General features: G+C 68.3%; 16 protein-coding genes. 12 read left to right on the forward strand and 4 right to left on the reverse strand.

Annotation, left to right across the window (positions count from 1 at the left end):
- Positions 1–75: 75 nt before the first annotated feature.
- The 5 genes from ND450_RS33750 (at position 76) to ND450_RS33770 (ending at position 5,068) form a co-directional block, all read left to right on the forward strand.
- Positions 76–1,365 (forward strand): adenylosuccinate synthase, encoded by a 1,290-nt coding sequence (locus ND450_RS33750; RefSeq protein ID WP_191297873.1) that lies wholly within the window; start codon positions 76–78, stop codon positions 1,363–1,365.
- 128 nt (positions 1,366–1,493) lie between these two features.
- On the forward strand, positions 1,494–2,303 hold the full coding sequence (locus ND450_RS33755; protein ID WP_253322365.1) for an ABC transporter permease: 810 nt from the start codon (positions 1,494–1,496) through the stop codon (positions 2,301–2,303).
- Entirely contained in the window at positions 2,288–2,989 is a 702-nt protein-coding gene (locus ND450_RS33760; protein ID WP_253322366.1) for an ABC transporter ATP-binding protein, read from the forward strand. The genes ND450_RS33755 and ND450_RS33760 overlap by 16 nt, the downstream gene beginning before the upstream one ends.
- The gene (locus ND450_RS33765) at positions 2,973–3,947 is read left to right on the forward strand and encodes an ABC transporter substrate-binding protein (RefSeq protein WP_371927473.1); all 975 of its coding nucleotides are present in this window, start codon (positions 2,973–2,975) and stop codon (positions 3,945–3,947) included. Before ND450_RS33760 ends, ND450_RS33765 begins: the two co-directional genes overlap by 17 nt.
- Positions 3,944–5,068, forward strand: coding sequence for an LLM class flavin-dependent oxidoreductase (locus ND450_RS33770; protein ID WP_253322367.1), 1,125 nt, complete (start codon positions 3,944–3,946; stop codon positions 5,066–5,068). Before ND450_RS33765 ends, ND450_RS33770 begins: the two co-directional genes overlap by 4 nt.
- Here ND450_RS33770 and ND450_RS33775 read toward each other — a convergent pair.
- Both ND450_RS33775 and ND450_RS33780 read right to left on the reverse strand, forming a co-directional pair.
- Entirely contained in the window at positions 5,058–6,140 is a 1,083-nt protein-coding gene (locus ND450_RS33775; RefSeq protein ID WP_253322368.1) for a glycerophosphodiester phosphodiesterase, read from the reverse strand. The two genes, ND450_RS33770 and ND450_RS33775, sit on opposite strands and share 11 nt — an antisense overlap.
- A 66-nt stretch (positions 6,141–6,206) precedes the next feature.
- Positions 6,207–7,754: a Na+/H+ antiporter gene (locus tag ND450_RS33780; protein WP_253322369.1), complete on the reverse strand. Its 1,548-nt coding sequence runs from the start codon at positions 7,752–7,754 to the stop codon at positions 6,207–6,209.
- Between the two features lie 29 nt (positions 7,755–7,783).
- On the opposite strand from ND450_RS33780, the gene ND450_RS33785 reads away from it, so the two are divergent.
- From ND450_RS33785 to ND450_RS33805, 5 genes are all read left to right on the forward strand, one after another.
- Entirely contained in the window at positions 7,784–8,044 is a 261-nt protein-coding gene (locus ND450_RS33785; protein WP_253322370.1) for a UBP-type zinc finger domain-containing protein, read from the forward strand.
- Between the two features lie 125 nt (positions 8,045–8,169).
- Entirely contained in the window at positions 8,170–10,059 is a 1,890-nt protein-coding gene (locus ND450_RS33790; RefSeq protein ID WP_253328074.1) for a TRAP transporter fused permease subunit, read from the forward strand.
- Positions 10,046–11,026, forward strand: a complete 981-nt coding sequence (locus ND450_RS33795) for a TAXI family TRAP transporter solute-binding subunit (RefSeq protein ID WP_245786272.1) — start codon at positions 10,046–10,048, stop codon at positions 11,024–11,026. Before ND450_RS33790 ends, ND450_RS33795 begins: the two co-directional genes overlap by 14 nt.
- 16 nt (positions 11,027–11,042) lie before the next feature.
- Entirely contained in the window at positions 11,043–12,299 is a 1,257-nt protein-coding gene (purD, locus tag ND450_RS33800) for a phosphoribosylamine--glycine ligase (RefSeq protein WP_089918667.1), read from the forward strand.
- Positions 12,296–13,204: an ADP-ribosylglycohydrolase family protein gene (locus tag ND450_RS33805; protein ID WP_253322371.1), complete on the forward strand. Its 909-nt coding sequence runs from the start codon at positions 12,296–12,298 to the stop codon at positions 13,202–13,204. Before purD ends, ND450_RS33805 begins: the two co-directional genes overlap by 4 nt.
- Here ND450_RS33805 and ND450_RS33810 read toward each other — a convergent pair.
- On the reverse strand, positions 13,194–14,042 hold the full coding sequence (locus ND450_RS33810; protein WP_253322372.1) for an AraC family transcriptional regulator: 849 nt from the start codon (positions 14,040–14,042) through the stop codon (positions 13,194–13,196). The genes ND450_RS33805 and ND450_RS33810 overlap by 11 nt on opposite strands.
- Before the next feature lie 49 nt (positions 14,043–14,091).
- A complete protein-coding gene (locus ND450_RS33815; RefSeq protein ID WP_253322373.1) occupies positions 14,092–15,279 on the reverse strand; it encodes a hypothetical protein in 1,188 nt (395 codons plus the stop codon).
- Positions 15,280–15,611: 332 nt separating this feature from the next.
- Here ND450_RS33815 and ND450_RS33820 point away from each other — a divergent pair, with 332 nt between their 5' ends.
- Positions 15,612–16,073, forward strand: a complete 462-nt coding sequence (locus tag ND450_RS33820; RefSeq protein WP_253322374.1) for a hypothetical protein — start codon at positions 15,612–15,614, stop codon at positions 16,071–16,073.
- On the forward strand, positions 16,070–16,666 hold the full coding sequence (locus tag ND450_RS33825; RefSeq protein ID WP_253322375.1) for a DUF3558 domain-containing protein: 597 nt from the start codon (positions 16,070–16,072) through the stop codon (positions 16,664–16,666). The genes ND450_RS33820 and ND450_RS33825 overlap by 4 nt, the downstream gene beginning before the upstream one ends.
- Positions 16,667–16,673: the final 7 nt, after the last annotated feature.

Consider the following 16,673-nt stretch of genomic DNA (forward strand, 5'->3'; position numbering starts at 1 on the left):
CGCGCACGGTCATCTCCTGGTCTACCCTCACTTACCGGCATTCGCTCGAACCAGTCCAAGTGCTTGGAGTTTCACATGCCGGCCGTCGTGCTGATCGGTGCCCAGTGGGGCGATGAGGGCAAGGGCAAGGCCACCGACATCCTCGGTGAGCGTGTCCAGTGGATCGTTCGCTACCAGGGCGGCAACAACGCGGGTCACACCGTCGTCCTCCCGGACGGTCAGAAGTTCGCCCTCCACCTCATCCCCTCCGGCATCCTCACGCCCGGCGTGAAGAACGTGATCGGCAACGGTGTCGTGGTCGACCCCGGCGTGCTGCTCACGGAGCTCGCGGGCCTGGAGGAGAAGGGCGTCGACACCAGCGGGCTGCTGATCTCGTCGGACGCGCACTTGATCATGCCGTACCACGTGGCCATCGACAAGGTGACCGAGCGCTACCTGGGCAAGGCGAAGATCGGCACGACCGGTCGCGGCATCGGCCCCGCCTACCAGGACAAGCTCGCCCGCGTCGGCGTCCGCGTGCAGGACCTGCTGGACGAGAAGATCCTGCGGCAGAAGGTCGAGGCCGCCCTGGACTTCAAGAACCAGGTGCTGGTCAAGGTCTACAACCGCAAGGCGCTCGACGCCGACCAGGTCGTCGACCAGGTCCTCGAGCACGGCCAGCACTTCGTGCACCGCATCGCCGACACCCGCCTGCTGCTCAACCAGGCGCTCGACCGCGACGAGATCGTCGTGCTGGAGGGCTCGCAGGGCACCCTGCTCGACGTCGACCACGGCACCTACCCGTTCGTCACGTCGTCGAACCCGACCTCGGGTGGCGCGACCGTCGGCTCCGGTGTCGGCCCGACGCGCATCAGCACCGTGATCGGCATCCTGAAGGCCTACACGACGCGCGTCGGCTCCGGCCCGTTCCCGACGGAGCTCAACGACGACCAGGGCGAGTACCTGCGCAAGCAGGGCGGTGAGTTCGGTGTCACGACCGGGCGTTCGCGCCGCACGGGCTGGTTCGACGCCGTGATCGCGCGCTACGCGAGCCGCGTCAACGGCATCACCGACTACTTCCTCACCAAGCTCGACGTGCTGTCGGGCCTCGAGAGGGTCCCGGTCTGCGTCGCGTACGAAGTGGACGGTCGCCGTGTCGACGAGATGCCGATGACGCAGACCGACGTGCACCACGCCGTCCCGGTCTACGAGGAGCTGCCGGGCTGGTTCGAGGACATCTCGCACTGCCGCTCGTTCGACGAGCTGCCGGCGAACGCGAAGGCGTACGTCGAGTACCTGGAGAGCATCATCGGCGCCCGCGTCTCCGCGATCGGCGTCGGCCCGGGCCGCGACCAGACGATCGTCCGGCACGACGTCCTCGGCTGATAGCACACGCGGTGGGTGGTTTCCGAATTCTGGGAAACCACCCACTTCCGATTAGCTCGAAGTACGACGCATTATCAGGATTTGGGCGTCGTTGACTCACTTGTTCCACTCGCCTGTACTTCCTGCCTATGACCTTGTCCATGGCAGGCGTAGCCGCGCGGCCTAAATCCGCGCCGCCTCAACAGGCGCGAAAACTGAAGCTGCCACTGCGCTGGATCAGCCCGATAGCGCTGGTCCTGCTGTGGCAACTGGCCAGCTCAACGGGTGTGCTGTCCCCCGACAAACTCGCTTCGCCCGTCACGATCGCCGAATCCGCCGGTGAGCTCATCGCGGACGGCCAATTGGGCGAAGCGTTCGCCGTGTCGATCACGCGCGTTTTCTTCGGATTTCTCATCGGCGGTCTGGCCGGTGTTGTTCTGGGACTCGCCTCCGGCCTTTCCCGCTGGGGCGAGACGCTGCTGGACCCACCTGTCCAGATGTTGCGCACGCTGCCGCACCTCGGCCTGATCCCGCTGTTCATCCTGTGGTTCGGGATCGGCGAGGAACCCAAGCTCGCGCTGGTCGCGGCCGGCGTCGCGTTCCCGCTCTACCTCAACCTGCACGCGGGCATCCGGCAGACCGATCCCGGCCTGGTCGAGGCCGCGAAGGTGCTGGGCTACAGCAGGTTCGAGCGGATCGTGCACGTCGTGCTGCCGTCCGCCGTGCCGCAAACGCTGGTGGGACTGCGGATCGCGTTCGGCACCGCCTGGCTGTCGCTGATCGTCGCCGAGCAGGTCAACGCCGACGCGGGCCTCGGCTTCCTGATCAACAACGCCCGCGAGTTCCTCCGCACCGACGTCGTGGTCGTCGGCCTCGTGGTCTACGCGCTGCTCGGCCTGACGACCGACGCCCTGGTGCGACTGCTGGAGAGGAGGGTCCTGCGATGGCAAAAGCGGTGAGCGTGCGCGGCCTGACCAAGGCGTTCGGCGCACGGACGGTGCTGGACGGCATCGACCTCGAAGTCCAGCCGGGCGAGTTCGTGGCGCTGCTCGGGCGCAGCGGCTGCGGCAAGTCGACGTTGCTGCGGATCCTCGCGGGCCTCGACCGCGACGTCGAGGGGACCGCGGACGTCCCCGGCACGGTGTCGATCGCGTTCCAGCAGCCGCGCCTGCTGCCGTGGCGCAAGGTCTGGAAGAACATCTCGCTGGGCCTGCACAAACCTGACGGGCGCGAGGTCGCCCTCAAGGCGTTGGAGGAGGTGCGGCTGACCGACCACGCCGACGCGTGGCCGCTCACGCTGTCCGGCGGTGAGGCGCAACGGGTCTCGCTCGCGCGGGCTCTGGTGCGCGAGCCGGACGTGCTGCTGCTGGACGAACCGTTCGGCGCGCTCGACGCGTTGACCAGGCTCGCCATGCACCACCTGGTGGAAGACCTGTGGGCCAGGCACAAGCCCGCCGTGCTGCTCGTGACGCACGACGTCGACGAGGCGTTGCTGCTGGCCGACCGGATCCTCGTGCTCGACGAGGGCCGGATCGTCGCCACGCACCACGTCGACCTGCCCCGCCCGCGCCGCCGGGCATCCGTTGTGGAGCAACGCACCCGCGTGCTCGCCGATCTGGGAGTGGACGTTGAAGAAGCTGCCTGACAGATTGCTCCTGGCCCTGCTGGCCGCGATCCTCTTCGCCACCGGGTGCTCCACCTCCGCGCAGCCGCAGGACACGCCGCCCGGCGACGTCGTGCTGAAGGTCGGTGACCAGAAGGGCGGCGCGAAGTCGCTGCTGACCGCCGCCGGGCTGCTCAACGACTTCCCCCACAAGATCGAGTGGTCCACCTTCACCTCCGGCCCGCCGCTGCTCGAAGCCGCGTCCGCCGGAGCCATCGACATCGGGGGCGTGGGCAACACGCCCCCGATCTTCGCCGCCGCCGCGAACGCGAAGATCGCCGCGGTCGGCTCGTCCAAGGGCAACGTGGACAGCGACGCGATCCTCGTGCCCGCGAACTCGACGTTGAAGACGGTCGCGGACCTCAAGGGCAAGAACATCGCCGTGGCGAAGGGGAGTTCGGCGCACGGGCAGATCCTCACGACCCTGCGCGCGGCCGGCCTCACGACCAAGGATGTGACGCTGAACTTCCTGCAGCCCGCCGACGCCTACGGCGCCTTCACCCAGGGCAAGGTCGACGCGTGGGCGACCTGGGACCCCTACACCGCGCAGGCCGAGAAGGAGGCCGGTGCACGGGTCCTCGCCGACGGCAAGGGCACGGCGAACGGCTACGGCTTCCAGGTCGCCGGCAAGAAGGCGTTGGAGGACAAGGGGAAGGTCGCCGCGATCAAGGAGTACCTGATCCGGTACCACAAGGCGCAGAAGTGGGCCGACGAGCACCGCGACGAGTGGGCCAGGGCTTGGTCCGCGGAGACCGGCCTGAAGTACGAGGTCGCGCGTGCCGCCGTGGAACGCGGTGGTGACCTGCCGGTGAAGCTGGACGACGCGGTGATCAAGTCGGAGCAGGAGCTCGCGGACGCGTTCACCGAGGACAAGACGCTGCCGGGCAAGGTCGACTTCGCGAAGTTCGTGGACACGCGGTTCCAGGGAGATCTCGCATGAGCATCACGCTGCACTGGTTCCTGCCGACCTCCGGTGACGGACGCACGGTCGTGGAGCACTTCCACGCCAACCGCGCACCCGCCGCCGGGGCCCGTCGCGACCCGGACATCGACTACCTGGCGCAGATCGCGCGCACGGCGGAGCAGGTCGGGTTCACCGGCGTGCTCACGCCGACCGGCACGTGGTGCGAGGACGCGTGGCTGACCACGGCCGCGTTGATCGCGCAGACGAAGACGCTGAAGTTCCTCGTGGCGTTCCGGCCGGGCGTGCTCTCGCCGACGCTCGCCGCGCAGATGGCCTCGACGTACCAGCGGATCTCCCGCGGGCGGCTGCTGCTCAACGTGGTGACCGGCGGCGATTCCGTTGAGCAGCAACGGTTCGGCGACTGGCTCGACCACGACCAGCGCTACGCGCGCACCGACGAGTTCCTCCAGGTCGTGCGCGGGATCTGGACCGGCAAGCCGTTCACCTTCCACGGCGCCCACTACCAGGTGCAGGACGCGACGGTCCTGGCCGCGCCGGACCCGGTGCCGCCCATCTACTTCGGCGGATCCTCCGACGCCGCGTTGCCGGTGGCCGCTGCTCGCGCCGACGTCTACCTGACCTGGGGCGAACCACCCGCCGACGTGGCGGCGAAGATCGCGCGGGTGCGGGCGCTGACGGACCGGCCGATCCGGTTCGGCATCCGGCTGCACACGATCAGCCGGGACACCTCCGCCGAAGCGTGGGAGGCGGCCGCGAAGCTGCTCGACGCGCTCGACCCGGAGCAGGTGGCGAAGGCACAAGCCCAGCTCGGCGCGTCGGAGTCCGTTGGCCAGCAACGGATGGTGGCGTTGCACGGCGGCGACCTGAGCCGGGGCGTGCGGGGCCTGGAGATCTACCCGGGCCTGTGGGCGGGCGTCGGGCTCGTGCGCGGTGGCGCGGGAACGGCGTTGGTCGGGTCCCACGAGGAGGTCGCCGACCTGATCGAGGAGTACCACTCCATCGGCATCGAGGAGTTCGTGCTCTCCGGCTACCCGCACCTCGAAGAGGCGTACTGGTTCGGCGAGGGCGTGCGGCCCCTGCTGAAGCAACGCGGGTTGCTCGACGAGGACCGCACGCTCGCGCTGACTAACGCTTGACCTTGGCCTCCACGGCCGTGTCGGGGTTGTCCGCGAACACGCCGTCGATGCCCTGCTTGAAGAACAGGTCGTACTCCTCGAAGGCCCGGCCGTACGCGGCCGGGTCGGTGGAGGACCGGAAGTCCGCGGGCAGGAACGAGTTCTCGTTGCGGAACGTCCACGAGTGCACGACCAGGCCGACCCGGTGGGCGTCCTTCACGACGGTGGTCGGCGTCTTGAGGAAACCGCCGGCGTCACGCGGGATGATGACGTCCTTGGTGAGCCCGACGCCGTCCGCGTAGGAGCGCACCTCGCGCAGACCGGCCGGGGTGACGAGGCCGGCGTAGGTGCGCTTGTCACCGGCGGCGACGAAGTCGTACGGCGCACCCGAGGCGTTGATCAGCTGCACGATCGGCACGCGCAGCGACCGGTTGAGCTCCTTGAGGTTCGCGACCTCGAACGACTGCACGTACACCTTGGCGCTGCTGCGGTTGAGGCCGTTGTGGTTGAGCACGTCGACGAGCTTCGGCTCCAGCGCGAGACCGATCGACTGGAAGTACGTCGGGTGCTTGGTCTCGGGGTAGATGCCGATCTCGCGGTGCAGCTCGCGGGACAGGCGCTTCGAGAGGTCGATGACCTCCTGCAGCGTCGGGATCTCGAAACGGCCGTCGTAGAGCGTGTTGCGCGGGCGGATCGCGGGGATGCGTTCCTTCGCGCGCAACGTCTTCAGCTCGGCGAGCGTGAAGTCCTCGGTGAACCAGCCGGTGACCGCGACGCCGTCGACGGTCTTGGTCTTCCTGCGGTCGGCGAACTGCGTCTTCTCGGCGACGTTCGTCGTGCCGCCGATCTCGTTCTCGTGCCGGGTGACCAGCTTGCCGTCCTTGGTCGGCACCAGGTCGGGCTCGATGAAGTCCGCACCCATCCGCGCCGCGAGCTCGTACGCCGCCAGCGTGTGCTCCGGCCGGTACGCCGACGCGCCGCGGTGCCCGATGACGATCGGGCCCTTGTCGTCGTGTGCGGAGGCGGAGGGCAGGGACGCCACCACCGCACCCGCGAACACGAGGACTACGGCGGCAAGACCTCTCCGATACATCGTTCGACCTCCCAGTTCGTGTTGAGAGCGCACCCAAGCATCGCAACACGAAATGCAGGTGAACGGTTACTCACGGGACAGTGCGGCTTCCTCCAGGTCGAGTTCGCGCAGCACCCGGAACAGCACCTCGTCGTCGATCTCGCCCTTGTCCCTGGCCTTGACGAACTCGTCACGTTCGGCGCTCAGCATCACCCGGCGCAGCCTGCGGTAGGCGGCCGCCGGGCTCTCCTCGTCCTGGCGCCCGAGCCGTTCCCACGCGGCGTTGCCCCGGTGCTCGGCGAGCGACCGCAGCTGGTCGCGCACGTGGTCGGGGACGTCGGCGATCTCCTCGTCGAGCCTCGTCACCGCCGCCTGCGCCGCCCGGTGCTGCACCTGCGCCTCGGCCAGCGCGTCCTGGCGGGCGTCGTCGCCCTCGAAACCGATCTTGTTGATCACCCACGGCAACGTCAGGCCCTGCAGCAGCAAGGTCGCGACCGTCACCACGAAGGCGCAGAACAGGATGATGTCGCGTCCCGGGACGTTCTCCGGGACCGCGGCCGCCGCGGCGAGCGTCACCACGCCGCGCATGCCGGCCCACGCGATCACCGTCACCTGGCCGAGGTGCGGCGGTCGTTCCCGCTCCCGCACGCGCTTGGACAGGTAGCGCGGGATGTACGTGGCCGGGTACATCCAGACGAACCTCGCGAGGATCGCGGCGAGCAGCACGGCACCGGCGCCGAGCAGCAGGGCGGCGTCCAGCTCGACGTCCCGGATGATCGTCGACACCTGCAGCCCGATGAGCGCGAAGACGAACGCCTCCAGCAGCGCGTCCAGCGCGCGCCACACCGCCGCGTCCTGCAGCCGCGTCGTGTACGTGCCGCGCGGCGAGTGGTGGCCGATGTAGAGGCCCGCGACGACGACCGCGAGCACACCGGACACGTGCGCGACCTCTTCGGCGAGCAGGTAGGCGCCGAACGGCACGAGCATCCCGAGCGCGCTCTCCAGCACGCCCTCGCAGAGCCGCCTGCGCAGGAACCGGACCACCACGCCGACGACCAGTCCGACCGCGATGCCACCGGCCGTGACCAGCAGGAACAACCCGACTCCCTCGACGGGGTGCATGGCCGCGCCCGCCGCGGCCGCCACCGCGACCTTGAACGCGGTCAGCGCCGTGGCGTCGTTGATCAGGCTCTCGCCGACCAGCAACGTCATCGCCCGCCGTTGCAGCCCGAGCTTGCGCCCGATCGCCACGGCGGCGACGGCGTCCGGCGGTGCCACGACGGCGCCGAGCACCAGCGCCGCCGCGAACGGCAGGTCGGGGAAGACCATCTTCGCCACGACCCCGACCACCAGAGTCGTGAACAGCACCAGCCCGACCGCGAGCAGGCCGATCGGCCGCAGGTTCGCGCGGATGTTGAGGTACGAGCTGTCCAGCGCCGCGCTGTAGAGCAGCGGCGGCAGCACGACCAGCAGGATCAGGTGCGGGTCGAGCTCGAACTCCGGCACGCCCGGTATGAACGACACCACCAGGCCGACGGCGACCAGCACCAGCGGCGCCGACCAGTTCAACCGGCGCGCGATCGCCGTGACGACCAACGCTCCGAGGAGCAGCAGCAGGATCTCAGGCCCGACCATGACGCTTATTTTGCGTAATGATGGAAGCCATGACCTGTTCGCACGTGCGCGCGCTGCCCGCGTCGGTCGTGCCGGAGTCCACCGAGGGCTGCGTCGACTGCCTCGCCCTGGGCGAACGCAAATGGGCCCACCTGCGGATGTGCCTGTCCTGCGGGCACGTGGCGTGCTGCGACTCGAGCCCTCACCGGCACGCGACCGCGCACTTCCGCGCGTCCCAGCATCCGGTCATGCGCTCGGTCGAGCCGGGCGAGGACTGGCGCTGGTGCTATGTGGACGGTGCCATCGTCTGAGCACGCGGTCCGAGTCTTTGCAGTTCCTTTGGATTGATCCCCTGGGGCTGTGATCGGCCCCACAGTACGGTCGGTCCGTGGCCAACCCGGACCTCGCCCGCATCGTCGCGGAGCACGACGAGGAGATGCCGTCGCGTTCGCTCTCACCCAGGTGGGAGCGGGCGCTGTGGATCGCCGGCCTGCTGATCGCCCTCCTGGTGCTCAAGCAGGTGTTCTTCCCGTTCTCCAAGGGAAGCCAGTACTACCTGATCATCTTCCTGGCGGTGACGCTGCCGCTGGTGTTCCTCGCCTACGGCCGCGGGCACACGCCGCCGTGGTGGGACTGGGTGCTCGCCGCGCTGGCGTTCGTGGTCGGCGCGTACCCGCTGTTCGGCGGCTACGACGAGTTCCTGAACCGCCAGGGCCAGCTCACGACGCTCGACGTGATCGCGGGATCGGTGCTGCTGGTGCTCATCCTGGAGGCCTGCCGGCGCACGACCGGCTGGGTGCTCCCGGTGGTGTGCGTCGCGTTCGTCCTCTACGCCTACTACGGCGGGTTCCTGCCGCCGTCGTGGTCGATCTCGCACTCCGGCGTCGACTTCCCGCAGATCATCAACGGGTTCTTCAACGACGGCAGCGGGTTCTACGGCACACCGCTCGACGTGGCGGCGACCTACATCGTGCTGTTCACGATCTACGGCGCCGTGCTGAACGCGTCCGGCGCGGGCAAGTTCTTCGTGGACATCAGCTTCGCCGCGTTCCGCAAGTCGCGGACCGCTCCCGGTCGCACGGCCGCGACGGCGGGCTTTCTGCTGGGCACGGTGTCGGGGTCCGGCACGGCGACGACCGTGTCGCTGGGCGCCGTGACGTGGCCGATGTTGCAGAAGGCCGGGTACCCCAAGGAGAACGCGGGTGGGCTGCTCGCGGCGTCCGGCATCGGCGCGATCCTGTCGCCGCCCACGCTGGGCGCGGCGGCGTTCATCATCGCCGAGTACCTGAAGGTCTCGTACCTCGACGTGCTGATCTGGGCGATCGTCCCGACGCTGCTCTACTACCTGGGCATCGCGCTGGCCGTCGAGGCCGACGCGCGGCGGTTCGGGGCCAAGCCGGTCGACGTGGACGCGCCCCGGTTCCTCGACGTGCTGAAGCTCGGCTGGTACCACTTCCTGTCGCTCGGGATCATCATCGTTTTCCTGGCGCTGGACATCCCGGTCTACAAGGCCGTCGTGTACGCGACGGGCGTGGCCGCGCTGTTCGCGTTGATCAACCATCGCCGCGAGTGGCCGCGGCTGATCGCGGACGCGCTGTCGGTCGGCGTGCGGTCGGCGTTCCCGGTGATCGCGGTGTGCGCCGCGGCCGGTGTGGTGACGTCGACGATCACCAAGACCGGGCTGGGGCAAGCGCTTGCGGGCTCGTTGGTGGACCTGGCGTCGGCGTTGGCGTCCTCGGAGACCGTCGTGCTGATGCTGACGGCCGTGTTCGCGGCCGTGGCGGTGTCCGTGCTCGGGCTCGCGGTGCCGGTGACGGCGTCGTTCATCATCTCGTGGGTCGTGATCGGGCCGGCGTTGATCACGCTGGGCGTCGAGCCCGCCGAGACCGCGATGTTCATCTTCTACTACGCGGTGCTGTCCGAGGTGACCCCGCCGACCGCGCTCGCCGCCGTCGCCGCGGCGGCGCTGACCGGCGGCGACGTGATGAAGACCATGTGGCAGACCTGGAAGTACACGCTGCCCGCGTTCCTCGTGCCGCTGGCGTTCGTGCTGACCGACGCCGGCTCCTCGCTGCTGCTGCGCGGGCCGTTGCTCGACTCGGTGTGGGCGTTCGGGGCGTCCGCGCTGGGGGTGGCCGCCCTGGCCGTGCTGACGGGCGGCTGGTTGTTCGGTCCCGCGCGCTGGCCGGAACGCGTGCTGTGCGTGCCGGCCGCGTTATTCCTGCTCTACCTGCAGCCGTTGACGATCGCCATCGGGGCCGGGTTCCTCGTGGTGGCCGTGGCGGTACACCTGGTGACCCGTGGGAGGGTTCGTGAAGCTGCATAAGTACGCGATCGGCGCGATCGCATTGGCGCTCGCCGTTTCCGGGTGTGGCGGCAAGCGCACACCCACCACCCCGGACGCCTCGGGTGGCGGTGCGTCCTGCGAGGCGTCCGACGGCCGGATCACGATCGCGACCGGCAACTCCGGTGGCGTGTACTTCGTGGTCGGCGGCGGTCTGGCCAAGCTGATCTCCGACAACTCGAAGCTGAAGGCGTCGTCCGCCGAGACCGGCGCGTCGGTGCAGAACATCCAGCAGCTCGTCGCGGGCACGTACGACATCGCGTTCTCGCTGGCCGACACGGCCGCGGACGCCGTCAACGGCACGGGCGCGTTCCAGGGCAAGAAGGAGAAGGTCGCGGCGCTGTCGCGGATCTACCCGAACTACACCCAGGTGCTCGTGCGCACGGACTCCGGCATCAACTCCGTGGCGGACATGAAGGGCAAGCGGATCTCGACCGGTTCGCCCAAGTCGGGCACCGAGGTCATCGCCGGGCGCCTGCTCAAGTCGGCCGGGCTCAACATCGACTCGGACGTGCAGGCGCAGCGCCTCGACCTCACCAAGACCGCGGACGGCATGAAGGACGGCAGCATCGACGGCCTGATCTGGTCGGGCGGTCTGCCGACGCCGCAGATCACGGACATCACCACGTCGATGAAGGGCGGGGTGAAGCTGATCGACATCACGCCGCTGCTGCCGGAGATGAAGAAGATCAGCCCGGTGTACGACACCGCGCCGATCCCGGCGGCGACCTACGGGGTGGCCGAGGTTCCCACGATCGTGGTGCCGAACCTGCTCCTCGTGCGCGAGGACTTCGCGGCCAACAACGCCTGCGCGGTCACCAAGTTGATCTTCGACAAGAAGGCTGACCTGGAGAAGGTCCACCCGGCCGTGAAGGACATCTCGAAGGACAAGGCGTCGGCCTCCGACCCCGTCCCGCTGCACCCTGGGGCGAAGCAGGCGCTGGGCTGAACTACTCTGGGGCCTCGTGCGCGTCCTGGTCATCGGGTCTGGAGCCCGTGAGCATGCCCTTGTCCTCGCGTTGTCGCGCGACCCGCAACTGACTGCCTTGGCGTGCGCGCCAGGCAACGCAGGCATTGCCGGGCACGCCGAGATCTACGGCGTGGACGTGTCCGACGCCGAGGCCGTCGCCGGCCTCGCGAAGGAGTGGAAGGCCGACCTCGTCGTCATCGGCCCCGAACAACCGCTGGTGGTCGGGGCCGCGGACGCGGTCCGCGCCCTCGGCATCCCGTGCTTCGGCCCCTCGAAGGCCGCGGCCTGCATCGAGGGGTCCAAGGCGTTCGCCAAGGACGTCATGAACGCCGCGGGGGTGCCGACGGCGCACAGCGAGGTCGTGGACAACCCGGCCCGCCTGGACGCCGCTCTGGGCCGCTTCGGCCCGACGTGGGTCGTGAAGGACGACGGCCTCGCCGCCGGCAAGGGCGTGGTCGTCACGTCCGACCTGGCCGCGGCCCGCGCGCACGCCATGACGTTGCTCGACGGCGGCCACCCGGTGCTGCTGGAGTCGTTCCTGGACGGTCCGGAGGTGTCGCTGTTCTGCGTCACCGACGGCGAGACCGTGGTGCCGCTGATCCCGGCGCAGGACTTCAAGCGCGTGGGTGACGGCGACGCCGGCCCGAACACCGGCGGCATGGGTGCGTACGCGCCGCTGCCGTGGGCGCCGGAGGGCCTGGTGTCGGAGATCGTGACGCGGTGCGTGCAGCCGGTCGTCGACGAGCTGCGCGCCCGCGAGACGCCGTTCGTCGGCCTGCTCTACGCAGGTCTGGCTCTGACGTCGAACGGCGTGCAGGTGATCGAGTTCAACTGCCGCTTCGGTGACCCGGAGACGCAGTCGGTGCTCGCCCTGCTGAAGTCGCCGATCTCCGCGCTGTTCCTCGCGGCGTCGACCGGCAAGCTCTCCTCGCTGCCCGCCCTGGAGTGGGAGAACGGCTACGCGGTGACCATCGTGGTCGCGGCCGAGGGCTACCCGAACCGCCCGCGCACCGGTGACGTGATCACCGGCTCCGAGGTCGAGGGCGTCCTGCACGCCGGCACGCGCCGCCGCGAGGACGGCGCCGTGGTCTCGGCGGGCGGCCGCGTGCTGTCGGTCGTGGGCACGGGCAAGTCGCTGGCGAAGGCCCGCGAGCGCGCCTACAAGCGCGTCGCGGACATCCACCTCACCGGCTCGCACCACCGCACGGACATCGCGTCGAAGGCGGTCGACGGCAAGATCGTCCTGCCGTGAGCCTCCTCGGGTGCGTGCTCGGCGGGGCCGTGGGTGACGGCCTGGGAGCGCCGATCGAGTTCTCCTCGATCGACACGATCCGCCACCAGCACGGCCCGGCCGGCGTCGTCGACCTCCCCTCGCTGGAGATCACCGACGACACCCAGATGGTGCTGTTCACCCTCGAAGGCCTCGTGCTGGCGAGGAACTTCGGGGTGGACCCGCTGCTGACCGTGCGGGCCGCCTACGGGCGCTGGCTGCACACGCAGGGCGGCCCTCCGGTCGCCGACGACGGCTGGCTGATGGCGGACCAGCGCCTGCACTCGCGGCGGGCGCCCGGCCACACGTGCATCACCGCGTTGAAGCACAACGAGAAGAACGACTCGAAGGGCTGCGGCGGCGTGATGCGCGCGGCCCCGGTCGCCGTCTGGTCGTCAGACGTGCGCGAGGTGTTCTCGTTGGCCGTGGGCACGGCCCAGATGACGCACCACCACCCCAGCGGCTACCTGTCGGCAGGCGCGCTGGCCGTGATCGTCCAGCAACTGCTGGCCGGCGCGGACCTGGTCTCCGCCGTGGGCACAGCCCGCGCCGAACTGGTCCGCTGGGACGGCCACGAGGAGCAGACCTCGTTGCTGGACAAGGTCATGGGCCTCGGCCCGCTGACCCCGGAGGAGATCGCCTCCGAACTGGGCGGCGGCTGGGTGGGCGAGGAAGCCCTGGCCATCGGCCTGCACGCCGCACTCGTGGCGCCGGACTTCCCGTCCGCGCTGCGCCTGTCCGTGAACCACTCGGGCGACAGCGACTCGACGGGGTCGATCTGCGGCAACATCCTGGGCGCCCGGGACGGTGTCGACGTGATTCCTGCGGAGTGGCTTTCCGTGCTGGAACTGCGAGACGTGATGGAACGCCTCGTCCTCAGCTGGTGACGGGAATCCACAACTCCGCTCGTGCGTTGGCGCCGTCGATCTCCGTCTTGAGGATCGACGGCCCCTCCGCGCTCTCGTAGCTGTTGGACGGGAACCACTGCGTGTACACGTCACGCCACATGTACTGAATGGTCTCGGGATACGGCCCCTCGGCCGTGAACACGGCCCACGTGCCCTTGGGAACTTGGAGCGTCTCCATGTCCTCCGGCGCTTCCTGGCTGGTCACCACGCCCTGGAAGTAGTCGAGCATGTCGCCCTCCTGGTTCCCTTCCTGGTTGGACGTGAGCGCCAGCATCCCGCCCGGCTCCCCGTCGCTCAGGGCCTTCATCCTGTCGAGCGCCGGCATCCCGATGCCCTTGACGAACTCGACGATCGCGGGGTTCATTCCCAGGTGCACCAACGGCACCCGCGTCCCCCGACCGACGACCTGGAACGCGTCCTTCTCGACGACCCGGTACTCCATGCTCGTACTCCCCTCCACAACCAGTCTGAACGTGAGAATCTGCTGCGACTGCAACGCTTTCTTCGAAGCCCTGGCCTCCTGAGGCCCGATGCCGTGCATGGCCTTGAAGGCCCGCGCGAAGGCCTCGTTGGACCCGTAGCCCCACTTGACGGCGATGTCGAGCAACGAGCCCTGTCCACTGAGGACCTCGTTCGCCGCCTTCGTGAGCCTGCGCCGCCGGATGTACTCGCTCAGCGGAATCCCCGCCAGCGCGCTGAACATCCTTCTGAGGTGGTACTCGCCGGTGCCCGCGATGCGTGCGAGCACCTTGACGTCCACCTCGCCTTCGAGGTCGTCCTCGATGCGGGCCATGGCCTCGTTGAGTCGTTCCAGCACGTGTTCAACGTTAGGAGGCTGGTCGCTTTCGCACCCGACTTGCTGTGCCCTATCCGATCGCCTTGCGCACCTCGTCCACGACGCGCTTGGCGAGCGGCGTGAAGACCTCGTTGTACTTCCTGGGGTCATCTGGCGCCCAGTCGCCGTCACCGGTCAGCTGCACCTGCGTACGTCCGGCCACGAAGGACATGGTCGGCGACTTGCCCAACAGAAAACTGCAGGTCGCGAAGTCGCCGATCCTCTCCTCAGTCAGGAAGGCCTCGCCGGTGACAGCGCGGGCGGGCGAGTGGGGGTCGCAGTCGTGGGCGTCCTTCACGGCCATTTCCGCGTTCCGATAGGTCTTGAGCTCGATCTTCAGCGCCTTGCCCCCGCTGCGTTGCGCGGCGTTCGACCACTCGGGCGACAGGCGTCTGCAGTCCTGCTTGTTCGAGTAGAAGTACCGCGTTTCTTGCTTGTCCGTCACGAACTTCCCGAAGCTCTCCTGCTCGTGGAAGTCGCCCTCGACCACTCCGGAGTCCCTGCTCCCGGTGAGCTCCTCGAACAGCTCGGCGCTGAAGACGTCGCAGACGTTCGGCACGCCTTCGTAGCGGCCGGTGTGCACGTTGGTGGTTCGTCCCTGCGGCCCTTTGACGATGTTCGTCGAGACGCTTTCCACGAGCTTGACGAACGTCGCCCGGTAGTCGGTGATCTCCTTGTTGTCGGCCATCGTCCGGGCGCTCAGGAACGCTTCTGTCTTGCTGTCACCGCTGACGATGCGAGCGCTGAAGGCGTCAGGCTTGTCGCCAGGGGTCAGGTACGCCTTGACCCCGGCCACTTGCAGCGGAATCTCGTCCTCGCTCACCCGGTCGACGCGGCCCAGGTCGTTGAACGGCGTCTGCCACACCGTCAGGGTGAACCTGGTGATCTCCTCGCCGCCGGAGGGTTCGTACAGGCAGGACGAGATCGGGTCGCCGATCTGGTCCGCCACTGTCGCCTCCACCGACCGCGGCACGTACGTCTGGTTGCGCCACCCGTGCGCAGCGGACCTGAACCCGAGCTCCTCGATCATCGTCGCGGGCATCACCGTGCACGCGTCCAGCACGGCCAAGTCCCCGTACCTGACGACCTCGGGCTCGCTCTTGGGCACGACGACGACCGCGTCCGGCTCCTCGGGTTCCTGCACCACGGCCCTTTCGCCGCCGTTGCTGTTCTTGATCAGGACAGCGGCCGTGACACCTCCACCGACCAAGATCAGCACTGCGCAGATCGCGATGATGATCAGCCCTGTGCGCCTTTTCCGCGGCGGTTGTGGCGCGTGCTGTTGAAACGGATATGGCTGCTGATACGGGTGTTGCACCGGGTAAGGCTGCTGCGGCCCATTCACGCGTTCCCCCAGGTGGTCGTGTGCGTTCCTCCCCAACTCGCGGAAGCTACCGGAATCGCGGCACCCCGCCAGTGGAAACGAGACGCAGAGTGACGAGGGAACCAACCAGGGGTGTTCTTCGTCCAACCACAGGTACGTCTTACGCAGGCGTTGGTAACCTGCGAAGCGGGACCGAACCGTTACCGACCGTACGGGGGTAGGACGTCGTGACACAGGAGAACGCGGGGGCGGATGCCGTTCTCGGTGCCGCTTTGGCGGGGGCGGCCGGCGGAGTGGCGGGCGCGGCGTTCAGCGCGTTGAGGGCCGCCAACTCGGTCATGGATCGGGTCTCGGAGAGCTTCGCTGGCGGGGGCAGCCAGAAGTTCCACGTCGAGAAGGACACCGTGCTGCAGGCGGGTAAGGTCGTCCACGAGCAGTGGTTGCTGCTTGACGAGGCTTATCTGGACATCGTGCCCAGGTTGCGCATCACATCAGAAGGCGACAAGGTCACTTCGGACGTGATCGAGGCCTGGAATGATCGCCTAGTCATCCACGAAGATTCCTACGCCAACCGGATCAAGCTCTACAAAGACGCTTTGAAGAGCCTTTCCGACCAGTTGAAGGCGTCGGCGCAGCAGTACGGCTTCACCGATGAAGAGATCACTACGACGTTCAGGCCGAAATCGTGATCATTCGACTCTTCAAACTGGCCACCGTCGTGTTCGTCGCGGCGGTGTTGTCGGCCTGCACGACCGGTGGGGAGAAGGGAAACCCCACCCCGGCCTCGTCTTCGAGTACATCCTCCCAGAGCACCTCGGGTAGTGAGGTTCCTGCTCGTCCGTCCAGTCTTCAACTGGGCTCGGTGGATGCCTGCAAGCTGTTGACGCCAGATCAGATGAAGCAAATCCAGGCTGTTGCGACGAGGCCGGTGGAGCTCGACCTGGTCAGGGGGGCGAAATCACCCAGCTGTCATTACAGGGGTGAGGACAGCTTCACCTACACCGTCGGGGCCGTGACCCACAAGGGCGTCGCCTACTGGCTCGGAAACCCGGGCAACGTCAACACCAAGGTGATCAGCGTTGCCGACTTCGGTGCGGTCGAGATCGAGTTGAAGGGCGGCTCCGGGTTCGACTGCTCTGTTGCCATCGATGTTGCCGATGGTCAGCAGTTGATGGTCAGCTACGTTCCGACTTCGGCCAGTGAGAAGGATCAGTCCGTACTGTGCGGGAAGGCCGAAAAAGCCGCAGACCTCGCACTCGCAACGCTCAAGACATTGAAGTGAGGGGGAG

This window comes from Lentzea sp. HUAS12 (assembly GCF_024125735.1).
Lineage (GTDB): Bacteria > Actinomycetota > Actinomycetes > Mycobacteriales > Pseudonocardiaceae > Lentzea > Lentzea albida.

What these genes read in the sequence shown, in the direction of transcription:
- ND450_RS33750 (WP_191297873.1), top strand. Translation starts at nt 76, where the DNA reads ATGCCGGCCGTCGTGCTGATCGGTGCCCAGTGGGGCGATGAGGGCAAG.
- ND450_RS33755 (WP_253322365.1), top strand. Translation starts at nt 1,494, where the DNA reads ATGACCTTGTCCATGGCAGGCGTAGCCGCGCGGCCTAAATCCGCGCCG.
- ND450_RS33760 (WP_253322366.1), top strand. Translation starts at nt 2,288, where the DNA reads ATGGCAAAAGCGGTGAGCGTGCGCGGCCTGACCAAGGCGTTCGGCGCA.
- ND450_RS33770 (WP_253322367.1), top strand. Translation starts at nt 3,944, where the DNA reads ATGAGCATCACGCTGCACTGGTTCCTGCCGACCTCCGGTGACGGACGC.
- ND450_RS33775 (WP_253322368.1), bottom strand. Translation starts at nt 6,140, where the DNA reads ATGTATCGGAGAGGTCTTGCCGCCGTAGTCCTCGTGTTCGCGGGTGCG.
- ND450_RS33780 (WP_253322369.1), bottom strand. Translation starts at nt 7,754, where the DNA reads ATGGTCGGGCCTGAGATCCTGCTGCTGCTCCTCGGAGCGTTGGTCGTC.
- ND450_RS33785 (WP_253322370.1), top strand. Translation starts at nt 7,784, where the DNA reads ATGACCTGTTCGCACGTGCGCGCGCTGCCCGCGTCGGTCGTGCCGGAG.
- ND450_RS33790 (WP_253328074.1), top strand. Translation starts at nt 8,170, where the DNA reads ATGCCGTCGCGTTCGCTCTCACCCAGGTGGGAGCGGGCGCTGTGGATC.